General features: G+C 63.1%; 14 protein-coding genes. 6 read left to right on the top strand and 8 right to left on the bottom strand.

The window, feature by feature from the left end; translation table 11 throughout:
* Nucleotides 1–2: 2 nt before the first annotated feature.
* The 5 genes from C1A35_RS23715 to C1A35_RS23695 are packed head-to-tail and all read right to left on the bottom strand — an operon-like array spanning nucleotide 3 to nucleotide 5,112.
* On the bottom strand, nucleotides 3–1,307 hold the full coding sequence (locus tag C1A35_RS23715; protein WP_104666732.1) for an aspartate aminotransferase family protein: 1,305 nt from the start codon (nucleotides 1,305–1,307) through the stop codon (nucleotides 3–5).
* Nucleotides 1,304–2,125: an N-formylglutamate amidohydrolase gene (locus C1A35_RS23710; protein WP_104666731.1), complete on the bottom strand. Its 822-nt coding sequence runs from the start codon at nucleotides 2,123–2,125 to the stop codon at nucleotides 1,304–1,306. The genes C1A35_RS23715 and C1A35_RS23710 overlap by 4 nt, the downstream gene beginning before the upstream one ends.
* 18 nt (nucleotides 2,126–2,143) lie before the next feature.
* Nucleotides 2,144–3,487 (bottom strand): glutamine synthetase family protein, encoded by a 1,344-nt coding sequence (locus C1A35_RS23705; protein WP_104666730.1) that lies wholly within the window; start codon nucleotides 3,485–3,487, stop codon nucleotides 2,144–2,146.
* 34 nt (nucleotides 3,488–3,521) lie between these two features.
* The gene (locus tag C1A35_RS23700) at nucleotides 3,522–4,184 is read right to left on the bottom strand and encodes an isochorismatase family cysteine hydrolase (RefSeq protein ID WP_104666729.1); all 663 of its coding nucleotides are present in this window, start codon (nucleotides 4,182–4,184) and stop codon (nucleotides 3,522–3,524) included.
* A 46-nt stretch (nucleotides 4,185–4,230) separates the two neighbouring features.
* Nucleotides 4,231–5,112, bottom strand: coding sequence for a MurR/RpiR family transcriptional regulator (locus tag C1A35_RS23695; RefSeq protein WP_104666728.1), 882 nt, complete (start codon nucleotides 5,110–5,112; stop codon nucleotides 4,231–4,233).
* A 178-nt stretch (nucleotides 5,113–5,290) separates the two neighbouring features.
* Between C1A35_RS23695 and C1A35_RS23690 the strand changes: the two genes are divergently transcribed.
* The 6 genes from C1A35_RS23690 (at nucleotide 5,291) to C1A35_RS23665 (ending at nucleotide 10,817) form a co-directional block, all read left to right on the top strand.
* Nucleotides 5,291–7,171, top strand: coding sequence for a branched-chain amino acid ABC transporter ATP-binding protein/permease (locus C1A35_RS23690; protein ID WP_104666727.1), 1,881 nt, complete (start codon nucleotides 5,291–5,293; stop codon nucleotides 7,169–7,171).
* 21 nt (nucleotides 7,172–7,192) lie between these two features.
* Nucleotides 7,193–8,356 carry an ABC transporter substrate-binding protein gene (locus C1A35_RS23685; protein ID WP_104666726.1) on the top strand — a complete coding sequence of 388 codons (1,164 nt, stop codon included), beginning with the start codon at nucleotides 7,193–7,195 and terminating at the stop codon, nucleotides 8,354–8,356.
* A gap of 85 nt (nucleotides 8,357–8,441) precedes the next feature.
* A complete protein-coding gene (locus C1A35_RS23680) occupies nucleotides 8,442–9,179 on the top strand; it encodes an ABC transporter ATP-binding protein (RefSeq protein ID WP_234822969.1) in 738 nt (245 codons plus the stop codon).
* 24 nt (nucleotides 9,180–9,203) lie between these two features.
* Nucleotides 9,204–10,091 (top strand): branched-chain amino acid ABC transporter permease, encoded by an 888-nt coding sequence (locus tag C1A35_RS23675; RefSeq protein ID WP_179119684.1) that lies wholly within the window; start codon nucleotides 9,204–9,206, stop codon nucleotides 10,089–10,091.
* A gap of 119 nt (nucleotides 10,092–10,210) precedes the next feature.
* Nucleotides 10,211–10,486: a type II toxin-antitoxin system ParD family antitoxin gene (locus C1A35_RS23670; RefSeq protein ID WP_077966345.1), complete on the top strand. Its 276-nt coding sequence runs from the start codon at nucleotides 10,211–10,213 to the stop codon at nucleotides 10,484–10,486.
* Nucleotides 10,473–10,817 (top strand): type II toxin-antitoxin system RelE/ParE family toxin, encoded by a 345-nt coding sequence (locus C1A35_RS23665; RefSeq protein WP_199773013.1) that lies wholly within the window; start codon nucleotides 10,473–10,475, stop codon nucleotides 10,815–10,817. Before C1A35_RS23670 ends, C1A35_RS23665 begins: the two co-directional genes overlap by 14 nt.
* 204 nt (nucleotides 10,818–11,021) lie before the next feature.
* Here the strand turns inward: C1A35_RS23665 and C1A35_RS23660 are convergent, their stop codons facing one another.
* The 3 genes from C1A35_RS23660 to C1A35_RS23650 all read right to left on the bottom strand — a co-directional run bounded on the left by C1A35_RS23660 (nucleotide 11,022) and on the right by C1A35_RS23650 (nucleotide 15,082).
* Nucleotides 11,022–12,581 (bottom strand): ABC transporter substrate-binding protein, encoded by a 1,560-nt coding sequence (locus C1A35_RS23660; RefSeq protein ID WP_104666724.1) that lies wholly within the window; start codon nucleotides 12,579–12,581, stop codon nucleotides 11,022–11,024.
* A gap of 778 nt (nucleotides 12,582–13,359) precedes the next feature.
* Nucleotides 13,360–14,142, bottom strand: coding sequence for a FadR/GntR family transcriptional regulator (locus C1A35_RS23655; protein ID WP_104666723.1), 783 nt, complete (start codon nucleotides 14,140–14,142; stop codon nucleotides 13,360–13,362).
* 43 nt (nucleotides 14,143–14,185) lie between these two features.
* Entirely contained in the window at nucleotides 14,186–15,082 is an 897-nt protein-coding gene (locus C1A35_RS23650) for an NAD-dependent epimerase/dehydratase family protein (RefSeq protein ID WP_104666722.1), read from the bottom strand.
* Between the last annotated feature and the right edge of the window lie 96 nt (nucleotides 15,083–15,178).

Here is a 15,178-nt window from a genome sequence, read left to right as displayed (position 1 = left end):
GGTCACCAGCCCGCAAACTGCGCGATGGCCGTGTCCGGAACCGTCGGGACTTCGGCAAAGGCTTGCTCCAGAACGTTCAGTGCCTGGTGGATTTCGGCGTCCGAGATGGTCAAGGGCGGGGTCATTTCCAGAACGTTTGCGTTCATCCCGACATAGTAGAGGACGAGGCCGAGTTCATAGGCGCGATAGATGAGCTTCGCCGTCTCCGCGCGTGCGGGAGCCCGTGTCTGTCGATCCAGCACGAGCTCGACACCGCAGGCAAGGCCTCGGCCACGGATATCGCCAATCAGCTGGTATCGTTCGGCGAGCATTGCCAGGCCGTCGCGCAGAATTTTGCCCTTGCGATCCGCCTCCTGCGCAAGTTCTTCGCGCTCGATCGTGTCGAGAACGGCAAGACCGGCAGAGGCGCAGATCGGGTTGCCATGCAGCGTCTGCATGGCAAAGGCGCTGGCGCAATCCAATATGCGGGTTGGACCGATCGCGGCGGAGAGCGGCAGGCCGCCGCCGAGGCCCTTGCCAATGGTCAGGATGTCGGGGACGAAATCCTCATGTTCGAAACAATGCAGCCGCCCGCTGCGGCCAAGCCCGACCTTCACCTCGTCGCAGACGACGAGCACGCCGTATTCACGGCAGATCTCGGCAAAGGCCCTGAAGAAGCCGGCTGGCGGCACGATCACGCCGCCGTCGGACTGGATCGGCTCGATGAAGGCGGCGGCGAACCGTTCCGGCGCCGCTTCCAGGTGTTGGCGCAGTTCGGCGAGGATCGCGCCCCCGGTCGGGTCCTCGCGGTAGGGTCGGTAGGGATCGGGGTAGGGGAGCAGGAGCAGGCCGTCGGCCTTGGCAGCGCCGGCCTGGACGCTATGACCTGAAAAGGCCATCGAACCGGTGGTGCAGCCGTGATAGGCGCCGACGAAGGCGATGACGCCGCTGCGGCCCGTCGCCCTGGTGACGGCGCGAAAGACGGCCTCGTTGGCGTCGGAACCGGAATGACCGAACCAGACCCTGTTGTCGCCCGACCCCGGAAAGGCCGCGAGCAGTTTTTCGGCAAGGGCCGTCGCCGGGCCATTGGCGGCAGACAGTACGCTCGCACCCGCGGGGTTCGTTGCAGCCGCTGAGATCGCCTCGACAAGCGCCGGGTGGCCATAGCCGAGGCTCGCTGCACCCCAGGCACCGGAGAGGTCGATCAACTCTCGGCCATCTTCCTCCACGAGCCGCGCGCCGCGTCCACCGACAACGGCGAGCGGGAAGAAGCGCAGCTTCTGCAGGTTGGCGATCGCCGCCTTGTCTCGCTCATAGAGCCCGCTCACGGTTGCTGCCCCCCGATGCTGGCCTTCAGGCACCGGGTGAGCCTCTTGCCCCACGCGGCGACGCCCGCATCCGTGTCGATCAGATCATGCCGCACCTCGACCAGCACGCCCGGAAGGCCGCGGGCGTCGGCATGCACGGGCACGGTGTAGTCCTCATCCGGATGGATGTTGTAGGGCTCGTTGTCGCCGATCGTCAGCTGCGTTTCGCTTGCCAGCTCCCGGATCAGCGAATGGGCGAAATCGACCGCATCGCCATAGAGAATGCCAGCCTGCCAGGGCCGCGGCTTGCCGAAGTAGACGGGCGTGAAGCTGTGGATGCCGACAACGAAGGGTCGTTTGCCTTGGTCCTGAAGACGGTCGAGGCGGCGGGAGACAGCATTTGCAAAGGGCGAAAACAGCGTGTCGACCCGCTGCTGCCGCTCCGCTTCGCTCAAGCCTCGGTTGGCCGGGATTTCCGTCGTCTCGCTGATCTCGGGGATCATCGAAGGCGCGGAAAGCGGCCGGTTGCAATCGATCACCAGCCGCGAGTAGTTGGTGAAGAACAGGGGCGCGTCGAGGCTGAGGCTCACGTGCTGGGCGAGCGCCATGGCGCCGATATCCCAGGCGATGTGGCGCTGACGCTCCTGATCGGGCAGCCCCATGTCGCCAAGCGCGCGTGGCATGCGGTTGGACGCATGCTCGCACAGAAGCAGGACCGGCGAAGCGCCATCCGGATTGAACACCGCATAGGGCGGCAGTTCGTCGATGGAAAGCAGCGGCGCGCTCGCGTCGTGTCGCGCGCCCTGCTGTGGGCTCTTGATGGCGGTTGTCGAGGTCATGGGTTGCCCATCCGTCAATCAGTAGACCGCCGCATAGCGGGTGCAGAGTTCGTCCGGCGAAAGCCCGTCGACGATCTCGATCTCCTTGCGCTTCATCGCCATGTAGCAGGCAAGGAAATCCTTCGAGAACCAGCCGGTGACGACGGGGTCGGCTGCGAGCGTGTCGAGTGCTTCCGGCAGGCTTGCGGGCAGGCGGCGGATTCCGAGTTTCTTCTGGTCTTCGTCCGAAAAATCGGACGGATCGGTGTTGATCAGCGGCGGCTGCTCGAGCCCGGTCCTGATGCCTTCGAGCCCGGCCTTCAGGAGCACGGCCAGTGACAGATGCGGGCTGGCGCAGGCGTCGGCGGCGCGATATTCCATGTTGAACTGCCTGGCCGGATTGCTGCCGGGCAGGTCGAGCGTCGGGCAGATCCGGAGCGTCGCCTCTCGGTTCTTTTCGCCGAGGCAGGTGTAGGCGGCGCTCCAGTGGTGCGGCACGAGCCGCCTATAGGAGAGCACCGAAGGCGCGGTGAAGGCGGTTAGCGCCGGCAGATGCCTGATGACGCCAGCGGCAAACGAGCCGGCAACCTTGGAAAGCCTGCCCGGGCGAGACGCGTCGAACGTGACCGGATTTCCGTCGAGGTCTGTGAAGCTCACATGCAGATGCACGCCGTTGCCGACACCATTGGCGGATGTCTTCGGGGCAAAGCTGGCGTTCCAGCCGAAGAGGGCGGCGACTTCCTTGGTGATCGCCCGGATCGTCGCGCCGCGGTCGGCCGCCGTCAGCGCGTCGGCGGGCCGGCAGGTGATCTCGAACTGGTCCTTGCCATATTCCGGCAGGAACATTTCCGGTTCGGCACCCGCTTCCTTCAGCGCGGTCATCAAGAGCGAGCCGAAGGGCTCGGCGCGACGCTGAGCACGCAGGCCGAAGGAGGGGGCGTCCGGCCAATCGACGCCGAGAAGCTGGAACTCCTGTTCGACGGCCGAGATCACCTTGAGGCCGACGTCCTCATATTCCTTCAGCGTCCGCTTCAGGAAACTGCGCACGCAGCAGTCCCAGGCATTGCCCTGAAGATCGGTGATGTCGGAATGGTAGAAATGCAGCGGCGTTTCGTCCGGCAGGCAGGTGACACGTGCCTTGCTGTCGGGGTCGGCCATCAGCCGGAGGTCGCCCGCCGAACCCCAGGGATTGTTCTCGGCAATCAGGTCGAAAGGCGTCAGCGCCAGGTTGGCCGGCACCCAGCCGACACCCTTGCGCAGGTAGCTGTCGATCTCGGTCGCGGCGAAGCTGCGGCCACGGGTGATGCCGGCGATATCGGTCGTGACGAAGGTGGCGAGTTCCGTCAGTTCGGCGGCCGCCTTGCCATTGTTGGTTTCGGTCATGGGTTCCCCTCCAATCTTGTTCTTTTCAGGCGGACTAGGCCTGGCTGAGGCCGTTCAGGCGGCTGACGACGGTGTCCGTGCCGGTTGTCCAGCAATAGCCGGCGTAGGCGCGAAGGGCCGCCTCATGGCGCTCCTGGCTGTAAGTGGCGCAAGCATCGTTGACGACGGTGACGAGGTAGCCGCGGTCGGCCGCATCCCGCACGGCCATGTCGACGCACTGGTCGGTGATGACGCCGGCGATGATCAGGTAGCGGGTGTTGAGGTTGCGCAGGATGTAGTCGATGTTGGTCGAGTTGAAGACGCCCGACGACGTCTTCGGCAGCACGATCTCGTTGTCGATGGGGGCGAGTTCCGGAATGACCTGGCCTTCGGGTGAGCCCTTCGGCACGTGCATGTCGGAGAGCTTGTGGTCGAGCGAGCGGTCGCGGCCGTCGAGCGTCAGGCTCTCGATGATCGTGTGCAGTACTTCGCAGCCGGCCTTGCGCGCCGCTTCCAGGATGCGGACCTGATTGGGGATGACCGTCTGGCGCAGGCGCCTGTGATAGTAGCTGTCGGCATCCTGCGGATGGGTCGGGTCGAGGTTGGGCTCGCACCAGATGCGCTGCATGTCGACGAACAGCAACGAGGTGCGGCCCGCCTCATAGGCGCTGTCGCGCCGCAAGAGATCGTCGCCAACCTTTACAGTGACTGCACTCATTCGAATTCTCCTCGGTTTGACTGGCTCGCCGTGACGGCAAAAGGGTTTAACGGTCGTCCTCGACCTGTGGATTGAAGGCGTCCTCGGTAATCGCGTAGCCGCGGCGCAGTTCCTCCATGCGCTCGATGCGGCCGCGCGACTGGGTGGCAAGACGGGCGGTGAGGGCTGCGATCACCGCCTCCGTCTGCGCGATCGCCGGCACCATCGTGTCGTAAGGCGAAACGGTATCGACGGGCGCCGTCAGCGTGACGGTCGCAAAATCGGCGATCGGCGACAGCCAGCGGTCGGTGAAAAGCACGATGCGCGCACCCTGCGCGGCGGCCTGCCGGGCAAAGCGGATCGTGTCGTTCTGGTAACGGCGATAGTCGTAGACGAAGAGCACGTCGCGCTTGCCGAGATCGACGAGCTGGTCGACCTGGTCGGCCTGGCTGCCGTTGATCCAGCGGGTGTCGCCGCGCAGCTGCTTCATGTGCGACCAGAGCAGGCCTGCAAGAAAGCCGCTGAAACGGCCGCCCAGGCAATGGATGCGAGCGCCCATGTCGGCGGCCGCATCGACGGCGGCCTCGAAATCCTCCGAAGGCAGCATCTGCATCGAGGATTCCAGCGCATGGATGCTGGCGCGCAGGAAGTACTGGTAGAAGTTTTCCTGCTCCAGCGACGGGCGCCTCTCGTCGAGCATAGACAGAGGCGAGCTCATGCGCTCCTGCACCTCGCTGAGCAGCGCCTTCTGGAACTCCGGATAGCCCTCGAAGCCCAGCGTGTTGGCAAAGCGCACCACAGTCGGATTGCTGACGCCGGCGGCGGCGGCGAGATGCGCGACGGTGTTCAGCCCCGCTGCCGGATAGTTCGACAGCAGTTGCCTGACGATCTTCAGTTCAGAGCGCGTGAAGGTGATGGCGCCGTCGGTCAGTCGGTCCCGGATTGCCACGATTTCTGCCTCCCAAAAATGATGGCGTGAATCCCGTTTTCTAATTTTTGTTACATAATTGCTAGCAGAGAATGTTTTTTGAAACAAGATTGACATTTGGTCGATCTGCGTTAACGTTCATTTCGGGAACGGGCCCGAGCCAAAAACACGAGGCGGGCTAAAATCTGGGGGAATGCGGATGGTTCGCGTCAGGCGAGAAACCGTCGTTGGTATCCTTGTGACGTCGCTGCCGCTTCTGGCAGCCGCTGCCGTCGCCGCGTTGTTCTTTCCGGGCAGCGGCGAGCGTCTGGTGACGCTCTACATGATCAACGTCATCGCCGTGCTCGGCATCGGCATCTACGCCGGCAATTCCGGCATCGTTTCCTTCGGTCATGTCGGCTTCATGGCGATCGGCGCCTATGCGTCCGGCCTGTTGACGCTGAACCCGATCATCCAGAAGACGGCGCTGCCGCACCTGCCGGAATGGTTGGCGGGCATCGGCATGCCCTTCCTGCCGGCGCTTGCCATCGCCCTTGTTGTCGTTGCTCTGGTGGCGGTGCTGATCGGCATTCCGGTCGCGCGTCTCGGCGGCTCGTCGGCGTCGATCGCGACCCTCGGCTTTCTCGTGATCGTGCACGTCGTGCTTGTCGCCTCGACCGACATTACCCGCGGCAGCCAGACGTTCTTCGGCATTCCGCGCGCCGTCAATCTCTGGGTGGCGTTGCCTTTTGCCATTGCGGCCGTGGCGGTCGCCCGCCTCTACCGGGATTCGAGCGCCGGTCTGAAGCTCCGCGCCTCGCGCGAGGACGAGATCGCGTCCACCGCCGTTGGCGTCAACGTCAAGCTGCACCGCTTCTTCGGTTGGGTTCTCGGCGCGGTGCTTGCCGGTGCTGCGGGTGCGCTGCTTGCGCATTTCCTTGGCGCCTTTTCGCCCAAGGACTTCTATTTCAACCTGACCTTCATGCTCCTGGCCATGTTGATCCTCGGCGGCATCACCACGGTCTCGGGCGCCGTCGGTGGCGCTGCCGTGATCATGCTGATCGTCGAACTCCTGCGGAAGCTCGAAGGCGGCGTCGATCTCGGGTTCCTGAAACTGCCGACGGTATTCGGTCTCACCGACATCGGCATTGGCGTTGCAATTCTGGTGGTGATGTACCGCCTGCAGGACGGCCTCTTCGGCGTGCGCGAACTCGACGAACGCTTCGGCTGGTTCAAGCGCATTGCGGGGAAGGGCGACGCTGCAGGGCGCGCCGCGCCGGCAGCCGCCGGCACCTCGTCCGGTCAAGGTACGCTCCGGGTGGAAAATCTCGGAAAGAAGTTTGCCGGTCTCGTCGCGCTCGAAAATGCCAACTTCGAAATCAAGCCCGGCCTCGTCACCGGTCTCATCGGCCCGAATGGGGCTGGCAAGTCGACGCTGATCAACAGCGTGTCCGGCGTTGTGCCGCCGTCGACGGGCCGTGTGCTGATCGACGGCCAGGACGTGGCCGATCTGCCGGTTTACGCCGTTCCGGTTGCGGGGCTTGCCCGCACCTTCCAGAACATTCGCCTGTTCAAGAACCTCACGGTTCTTGAAAATGTCACGGTCGCGGCAAGCGCGTTGAAGGCCAGTGGTGAGGATCCGGCGGCCCGCGCTCTGAGCGTGCTGGCCGAAGTCGGGCTTGCGGAGTTTGCCGACCGGCTGGCCGGCACGCTTTCCTACGGCGCACAGCGACGGCTCGAAATCGCCCGCGCACTGGCGCTGAAGCCGCGCTACCTGTTGCTCGACGAACCGGCCGCCGGCATGAATCCGGCCGAGACCGAGGAACTGATGCATGTGCTCGACCGCATCCGCTTGAAACACCGGCTCGGCCTGCTCGTCGTCGAGCACGACCTGAAGCTGATCATGCGGCTCTGCGACGTCGTCGTCGTGCTCAACAAGGGCCAACAGATTGCGATCGGCACCCCGGCGGAGATTCAAGCCAATCCCGCCGTCATCGAGGCCTATATCGGTCGCCGCCGGTCAACGACTCAGGCGCAGACCGAGACTGCCGCAACGTCCGAATTTCCGTCCGGTGCGCCGGGCCTGCACAAACCTGCATAATCAAAAGAGGGAGCTTTCCGGATGAAAAACAACGTCAAGGCCCTGTGCCTTACCACCATTCTTTCTGGCATCGCGCTGTCGCCGTTGCCGGCTCTGGCCGAGGATCTGGTCATCGGCCTTGCCACCGCGCAGACCGGCGGGCTTGCGCCCTATGACCAGCCGTCGCTGAAGGGCCTGGAAATGGCCGTCGAGGAAATCAACGCAGCCGGCGGTGCGGCCGGCAAGTTCCCGATCAAGCTCGTTGCCAAGGACACCCGCTCGGATGCGGCCCAGACGGCGTTGGTGGCGCAGGAACTGGTCGACGAGGGCGTCAAGATCGTGATTACGCCCTGCGACGCCGATCCGTCGATCGCCGCCGGCCAGGTAACCCAGGCCGCCCAGATCCCGGCCTTTTCCTTCTGCGCCACGACCCCGACGATGCCGCTCGCCGTCGGCGATTACATGTTCGGCAACTATCCGGCCGACAACGTCCAGGCGTCCGTACTTGCGACCTACGCCACCGAGAAGGGTTACAAGAAGGCCTATATCCTGAAGTCGCCGGATAGCGCCTATACCCTGAAGCTGCCGGAGTATTTCGCCATCGCCTTCAAGGCCAAGGGCGGCGAGCTCTTGGGCGAAGGCACCTACAGCATGGGCCAGCAGGACTTCGGCGCCGAGGTTACGAAGATCAAGGCGATGAACCCGGCGCCCGACGTGATCATGACCGCAGCCTACGAGCCCGACTTCCCGGCCTTCATCCGCCAGCTGCGCGGCGCCGGCGTCACCATCCCGATCCTCGGCAGCGACGGCATCGACTCGCCGACGACCTTCGGCCTGGGAGCAACGGTCGACGGCGTCGTCTTCACCACAGCCGGCTTTGCCAGCGAAGGCAGCCCGCTCGCCGATTTCAACGTGAAGTACAAGGAGAAGTTCGGCCAGGTGCCGGACACGGTCTACATCGCCAACGGCTATGATCTTGGCAAGGTGATCGATGCGGCGGTAACCGAAGCCAACAGCATCGACCCGGTCGCCATCCGCAACGCGATCGCCTCGCTCGAAAACGTCAAGGGTGTCACCGGCCCGATCACCTATGCCGGTACGCAAGGCATGCCGCTGCGCTCGGTGTCGCTGGTGCAGATCGAAGGCGGCAATCGCCAGCTGATCAGCCAGGGCGTTCCGGCAGCCGCCGACATCCCTGCACCCTGATCGACCCGATGTGGCGGTCCTCGGCTTTGCCGGGGATCGCTTCCGCGGCTGCTCAATTGCAATCCACGGCAAGGACTTTGCCCCGATGATGATGCGTGAAACTCCCGTTCCGAAGCCGCTTTTGGAAGTGAGCGGCCTGAAGGTCGCCTATGGCGCGGTCGAGGCGCTGAAGGGCGTCGACCTCACCGTCGGCAAGGGGCAGATCGTGACCCTTCTCGGTGCCAACGGTGCCGGCAAGAGTTCGACCCTGAATTCGCTTGTCGGCCTCGCACCGAAAAAGGCGGGACGTGTCGCGTTCAACGGTCAGGACATTTCGGGGCTCGCACCTGAACAGATCGTCCGGCTCGGCATGACGCTGACGCCGGAGGGGCGTCGGATCTTTCCAAGTCTCACGGTCGACGAACACCTGCTGCTCGGCGGCGCCATGCATAAAGCGCGCGGCGTGATATCGGACGTGCGCGAGGACATGCTGTCGCGCTTCCCGATCCTGAAGGAGCGTCTCACCCAGAGGGCCGGTTCGCTCTCCGGCGGCGAACAGCAGATGCTGGCGATCGCCCGCTCGATGATGTCGTCGCCGGACCTGCTTCTGCTCGACGAGCCTTCGCTCGGCCTTGCGCCGCAGATCGTCGACCTGATCTTCGATCTCATCGCCGGCCTCAGGCAAAAGGGCCTGACGATCCTGCTTGTCGAACAGAACGTGTCGCTGTCGCTCGAGATCGCCGATGCCGGCTATGTCATGGCCAATGGCCGGATCGTGCTTTCGGGCACGGCTGCCGAATTGCGCAATTCAACTGAAATCCAGGGCGCTTATCTCGGTGCTTGAGGCCGGGGCGTAGAGGTCAAAACGATGGACATGTTCCTGCAGCAGCTCGTCAACGCGCTCAGCCTCGGCGGCACCTATGCGCTTCTGGCGCTCGGCCTTGCGGTCGTCTTCTCGATCATGGGGCTCATCAATTTCGCCCATGGCGAGCTGATGACGGCGGCGGGCTACGGTCTCTGCTTCGCGCTTCTCCTCGGCCTGCCGTTTCCGCTTGCCGTCTGCGCGGCGCTGATGATCGCGATCGTGCTCGCCATGCTAATGGAACGCATCGCCTTCAGGCCGGTACGCGGTGCCAGCGGCACGACGCTGCTTCTGACGAGTTTCGCCGTCAGCGCCATCCTGCGCGTCATCTTCCAGAACTTCATTTCGGCAAGGCCCAAGCCGGTTCCAATGCCCGAGAGTTTCTCCGGCACGATCGAGATCGGCGGCCTGCATCTCGGCCTCATCCAGGGCACCTCGATCCTCGTGACGATCATCATGCTCGTCGGCCTCAACCTCTTCCTGCGCACGACCGTGCTTGGCCGCGCCATGCGCGCGGCTTCGGAAGATTTCGCCATCGTGCGGCTGATGGGCATCCGCGCCAATGCGGTCGTCGCCACCGCCTTTGCGATCTCCGGCCTGCTGGCCGGTGTCGCCGGTATCCTCTGGGTGGCGCAACGCGGCAGCGTCGATCCGCTGATGGGCTTCCTGCCCGTGCTCAAGGCCTTCATCGCCGCGATCATCGGCGGTCTCGGCAGCCTGTCGGGCGCGGTCGCCGGCGGCTTCCTGCTCGGTTTCATCGAGGTGTTCCTGCAGGCCTATCTGCCGGAAAGCCTGCTCAGCTATCGCGACGCCTTCACTATCCTGCTCGTCATCGGCGTGCTGCTGTTTGCGCCGCAGGGCCTGCTTGCAAAGAAGACCGTCATCAAGCTTTGAGAGCGGCGAAGAGCGCTGGATGTCGGGACGATTTGCTGTCTTGTCGGCTTGGCGGATCATCTCGTCAGATTGACTAATGTGCTACTGAGTAGCAAATTGGGCTCAAAGGAGCTAAACCGATGAGTGTCAAATCCTCGATCTCGCTGACCGACCAGCAGGATGCGTTTGCCCGTTCGCTGGTGGAGAGCGGTCGGTACTCCAGCATGAGTTCCGTTCTCCAGCAGGGCCTGGAACTGCTTCGTCAGAAGACGGAAACTGAGGACGTCGAAACGGCAGCGCTTCGCGAATTGGTTCAGCGGCGATTGAACGGACCGACAATTTCTGCAACCGAGATGGAAAGCCGCGTTGCGGCAATGATTGAGCGGAAGCGACGGGGGGTTCGTGTGGACCCTTGAATACTCTGAGGATGCCGCGCGCGATATCGAGCTGATCTTCGATCATCTGTTCGGCGTCTATGTCGAACTTGGGGACACGCCCGACGAGGCTGTGGAGCGTACCGCCGAGCGGATCCGCAAACTGCGTGTCGAAATCGATCGTCTCGTCGATACGCCCTATATCGGGACCCTGCGTCCCGATGTTCACCCCGGAATCCGGTTTCTTCGGCGGGACAAGGCGGCTATCTGGTTTCTGTCGATAGAACATAGCCGCACGATCATTGTCGCGGCAATTTTCTACGGCGCGCAGGACCACATCAGAAACATGCTCGCACGGATGCTGGCGGGGTAAGATCTACAGCCCCGGGGCCTTCGTCCCCAGCTTGCGCCTTCGCCTGTACCAGAACCCTGAAACGGACGGGCGGGCACACGAGTTCGCCGAGAGCATGGCAGACGGCGCAGTTAACGGTGCTGAGACAGCCTGAAGATGTTGTTGGTTGCCGCCCTCGCAAACCGTCCAGGAACCGGCTGTCGTTCCGGTTCCTGGACCAAGGGGTTAATCCGCGAAATGCGTGAGCCAGTGGCGCGGCTTGTTGTCCGCCAGCTGCGCGACTTTGTCGATCTTGTTGGTCATCACCCAGGCCATGGGCTGCTGGTGCAATGGCAGCATGATCATCTCGTCCTTGACCATCTGGAGCGCCTTGGTCTGCAGCTCGAGCCGCTTCGCGCGATCCATTTCGGTCGATGCCTGGGTGATCAGCTTGTCAATGTCCGGATAGCTCCAGCCACCCCAGTTGAAGACGCCTGCCTTGTCGCTCCGCGTCGCGATCATCTGGAGCAGGATCGAGTAGCTGTCGAGCATGGGCTCGTTGGCCCAGCCGATGATGTAGACGTCAGACAGGCCACCGGTGCGCTTGGGCGCCTGCGCGGCCGTCGGGCCGATGTCGAGCTGCGGCTTGAAACCGGCGCGGCTCAGCATGTTGACGATGCTCTGGCAAAGCTCCTCCTCGTTGACATAGGCCTCGTTCGTGCAGACGAGGGTGAACGGAAGATCGCTTGCGCCGGCTTCGGCGAGCAGCTTCTTCGAGAGTTCGGGATCGAACGGAACCACCGTGTCCAGCGCCTCGACATAGCCCGGAATCTCCGGCGCAATGATCGCGCCCGCCATCCGCGACTTGCCGCGCATGACCCGCTTCTGGATGAGGTCCTTGTCGAGCGCGTGGGCGACCGCCTGGCGGACACGCAGGTCGTTGAACTTGTTGTCGACGCCGTCGGCCAGCTTCGGTTTGCGGTTGAAGCCCATCATGATGGTGCGCAGGTCGGTACGCTCCATGACCTTCAGGTCCGGCTGCGCAAGAAGGCGCGGGAGATCCTGAGCGGGCGCATTCTCGGTGAAGTCGATCTCGCCCGACAACAGGGCGGCCACGCGCGTCGCGGCCGAGACGATCGGCGTGAACTCGATGCGGTCTATGTTGGACTGCGCTTTGTCCCACCACTGGGCGTTCTTGACGAGAATGGTCTTGCTGTCGGGCGTGCGGCTCTCCAGCTTGAACGGGCCCGTGCCGTTGGTGTGGTAGGTCGCGTATCCTTCGATCTTCTTGCCGACGTCCGTCGGCTTCAGCGAGTTGTTGTCGGCAAGCCAGGTCGCGTCGAAAATGTGGATGTTCGTCAGGTCGTTCAGGAGCAGCGGATAGGGTCCGACAAGTTCGATATCGACGGTGTGGTCGTCGACCTTCTTTGCCGACTTGTAGGCCGGAAGATTGCCGCGCAACGGAGACGCCGGATCGCTGACGCGGGTGAGGGAGGCGATCACGTCGTCTGCAGTGAAATCGGCGCCATCGTGGAACTTGACGTCCTTGCGCAGGTGGAAGCGCCAGACCGTATCCGATACGGTTTCCCAGGAGGATGCCAGCGCCGGCTCGATCTTCAGTTCGGCGTCGTAGCGCACCAGGCCTTCGTAGACGTGGTTCAGGAAAGAGAGGGTATAGCTGTCGCCATAGGAATAGGGGTCAAGCGAATAGATGTCGCGCGAAGCGCCCCATTTGAGCGTTTCGGCATGCCCCGCCGCGGAAAGCACAGCCGCGATGGCGGCCGCGAGGGTCAATTTCTTGAGCATTCTGCAGTTCTCCCTGGTTGAGGTTACCTATCCCGTCGAACGGGAATCTTCTTCTTGAAGGCTCACAGGCCTTCCGCCTGGTCGTCGATACGGGTGAGCCAGTGGCGCGCCTGTTCTGCGCGCACACGACGTGCCCGATCTTTTCGTTCAGTGCACCACATGCCGGCCGCCGTTGCGGCGGGGTTCATGGTCGGCGCGTCGTTCCAATCGCGGACGCCTCAAGACGTCAGCGTGGAAACGCAGGCGTGCGAAACGGACGTCTTGCGTCAACGCCGGATCGTGTTGCTGCCTGTCGGTCGCCCGCGGGCGTCTGCCTCGAACGCGGCGCGCGAGGTCAGATGCGGGCGTGGCAATGGTGGATGTCGTGAGAAACTGTCTCGCTCGACGGACTGGGTACCGGCGCGGATGACCACCGCCGGGAATCCCGGCAACAGGGTCTTTCAAAGACTTGCATCACACTGCTCCTCCCCAGGTCGTGTCTGCTGATCGGGAGCATTGCATATCGACGAAGTTTGTCAACGTATTTGTCGACAATAGTGAATACGATAATTTGCGAGTTTGTTGACAACATATCGTTGGCGCAAGACGGCAGCGGTTCAGCGGGGTACCCAAGCGTTCTGGAAAGCTCGATCACCCTCGCAGGCACGGCCGAGACAGGCGCCCCAGATGCCGATTGTGGATTGAAGGCGATGCGGTGATCAGATGATCGGGGGGAAACGTCCGCTTCGCGGCGGTCCGTGGCCGGCGCTGCGACCCGGCTTAGCAGCGTGACCGTCGATCACGCCTTGTGCTCCGAATGTGCGATGAGTTCATCGGTGTTTGCCAGAAGTCGCCGCACCGCATTGCGGGCCGCGTTCGGACGTCGGAGGCGAATACTCTTTTCGATGTTCTCGTGAAGCTTCAGTGCATAGACGAAACTGTCGTCGTTGCGGGTCACCAGCAGGAAGAGGTGGTTGAGTGCAGATTCGATCAATGTCCCGAGCGGAACCAAGAGATCGTTTCCGGAAGCATGCAGGATTGCGAGATGAAAGCGGGTGTCAGCCTGGGTGCGGCCCTGCAGCGTTGTCGCTTGCCCCATGTCTCTCAATGCCGCGCTGATTTCGACCATCTGTTCTTCGCTGCGGCGGGTCGCAGCAAGAGCCGTGGCTTCCGGCTCTATGATGTGGCGAAATTCCTGCACGGTCTTCAGAAACTGGAGCCGGTCCGGTGAGAGCGCGTACCAGCTGAGCACGTCGCGATCGAGCAGGTTCCAGCGCTCCTTCGGCTCCACCCAGCTGCCGATTTTCGGACGCGAGGCGAGCAACCCCTTGGCCATCAGTATCTTGATCGCTTCTCGCACCGCGGTGCGACTGACGTCGAAGATTTCCGTCCATTTCGCCTCGTTCGGCAGGATCGTTCCGGGCGGGTAGTCGCCCCGCACGATCCTGAGTCCGATGTCATCGGCAACCGACATGTGAACGCTCGGCCCCGACATGCGCGGTGCATCGAGCCGGCGGGTCGCACGCGCCCCTTCCGCCGTGGCTGGCCCGGCGGTACCTTTTCCTGATCGTTGTTCAGTCATTTCCTTATTTCTCGCAATCTGTGCCGCTCATCCGCGCTTTGCGTCAGCTGATGTCGACATACTTCCGCCAGCTGTGCTCAGGCTGAAAACCGAGCATCGCGCGCGCTTTGCGATTGGATAAAAGCGTCTCGTATTCGCCGAGTTGCCCCTTGACCGGAACGCCGGGGTAGAAGCGGTCGATCAGTTCTCGCGTCGGAATGTCGGCGGAGGTGTCGTCGCTCGCAGCGTTGAAGACCTGGAACCCGAGGCCATCCGTCTCCACGGCGCGCAACGTGATCTGGCCGAGGTCGCGCGCATCGATGTAACTCCAGGCGATGCGCTTGCGGAACCCCGGATCGGCAAACCAGCCGGGGAAGAGATGGTATTCACTGGGCTCGATGACATTGCCGATGCGCAAGGCATAGATGTCGGCGCCGCTTCTGAGCGCAAAGGCGCGCGCCGTCTTTTCATTGACGACCTTGGAGAGCGCATAGCTGTCCATCGGGTCGACGTCATAGTCCTCGTCGAGCGGGAAATAGCTGGGATTGCGGGGCTCGTTTGCGAAGACGAGGCCGTAGGTCGTCTCGCTCGACGCGATGACGATCTTGCGGATGCCAAGCTTCACCGCCGCTTCGATGACATTGTAGGTACCCATCGCGTTGACGCGGAAGAGTTCGTTGTCTGGTGCGATCAGGATGCGCGGAATTGCGGCAAAGTGGACGACTGCATCGATCGGCTGGGGCGCAAGCGACGGGTCGAATTCGTGCAGGCCCGTGTAGCTCGAAAGCGCGTTGAACACCTGGCCGCTGTCCGTGATGTCGGTAATGAGCGTGCGCACCTTCGGGTTGTCGAGCGGCCTTGTGTCCAGGTTGAGGACCTGGTGGCCGTGCTCGACGAGGTATTCAACGACATGGCGGCCCGCCTTGCCGCTGCCTCCGGTGAAGATGATCCGCTTGGTCATTGCGTTCTCCATGTCTGCAAATCAGGGGATGATTCCCATCGATGATAGTTCGTCGGAGGGATCTTCCAAGCAGGGTCGTCACGAGGATGCCGCGGC

The organism is Ensifer adhaerens, assembly GCF_002940685.1.
Classification (GTDB): domain Bacteria; phylum Pseudomonadota; class Alphaproteobacteria; order Rhizobiales; family Rhizobiaceae; genus Ensifer; species Ensifer adhaerens_E.
Note: the sequence above shows the minus strand (reverse complement) of the source record. Positions and strands in the feature narration are given on the sequence as shown.

Coding starts and splice junctions, on each gene's coding strand:
- C1A35_RS23670 (WP_077966345.1), top strand. CDS start 10,211: ATGAGTGTCAAATCCTCGATCTCGCTGACCGACCAGCAGGATGCGTTT.
- C1A35_RS23685 (WP_104666726.1), top strand. CDS start 7,193: ATGAAAAACAACGTCAAGGCCCTGTGCCTTACCACCATTCTTTCTGGC.
- C1A35_RS23650 (WP_104666722.1), bottom strand. CDS start 15,082: ATGACCAAGCGGATCATCTTCACCGGAGGCAGCGGCAAGGCGGGCCGC.
- C1A35_RS23690 (WP_104666727.1), top strand. CDS start 5,291: ATGGTTCGCGTCAGGCGAGAAACCGTCGTTGGTATCCTTGTGACGTCG.
- C1A35_RS23700 (WP_104666729.1), bottom strand. CDS start 4,184: ATGAGTGCAGTCACTGTAAAGGTTGGCGACGATCTCTTGCGGCGCGAC.
- C1A35_RS23680 (WP_234822969.1), top strand. CDS start 8,442: ATGATGATGCGTGAAACTCCCGTTCCGAAGCCGCTTTTGGAAGTGAGC.
- C1A35_RS23705 (WP_104666730.1), bottom strand. CDS start 3,487: ATGACCGAAACCAACAATGGCAAGGCGGCCGCCGAACTGACGGAACTC.
- C1A35_RS23675 (WP_179119684.1), top strand. CDS start 9,204: ATGGACATGTTCCTGCAGCAGCTCGTCAACGCGCTCAGCCTCGGCGGC.
- C1A35_RS23655 (WP_104666723.1), bottom strand. CDS start 14,142: ATGACTGAACAACGATCAGGAAAAGGTACCGCCGGGCCAGCCACGGCG.
- C1A35_RS23710 (WP_104666731.1), bottom strand. CDS start 2,125: ATGACCTCGACAACCGCCATCAAGAGCCCACAGCAGGGCGCGCGACAC.
- C1A35_RS23660 (WP_104666724.1), bottom strand. CDS start 12,581: ATGCTCAAGAAATTGACCCTCGCGGCCGCCATCGCGGCTGTGCTTTCC.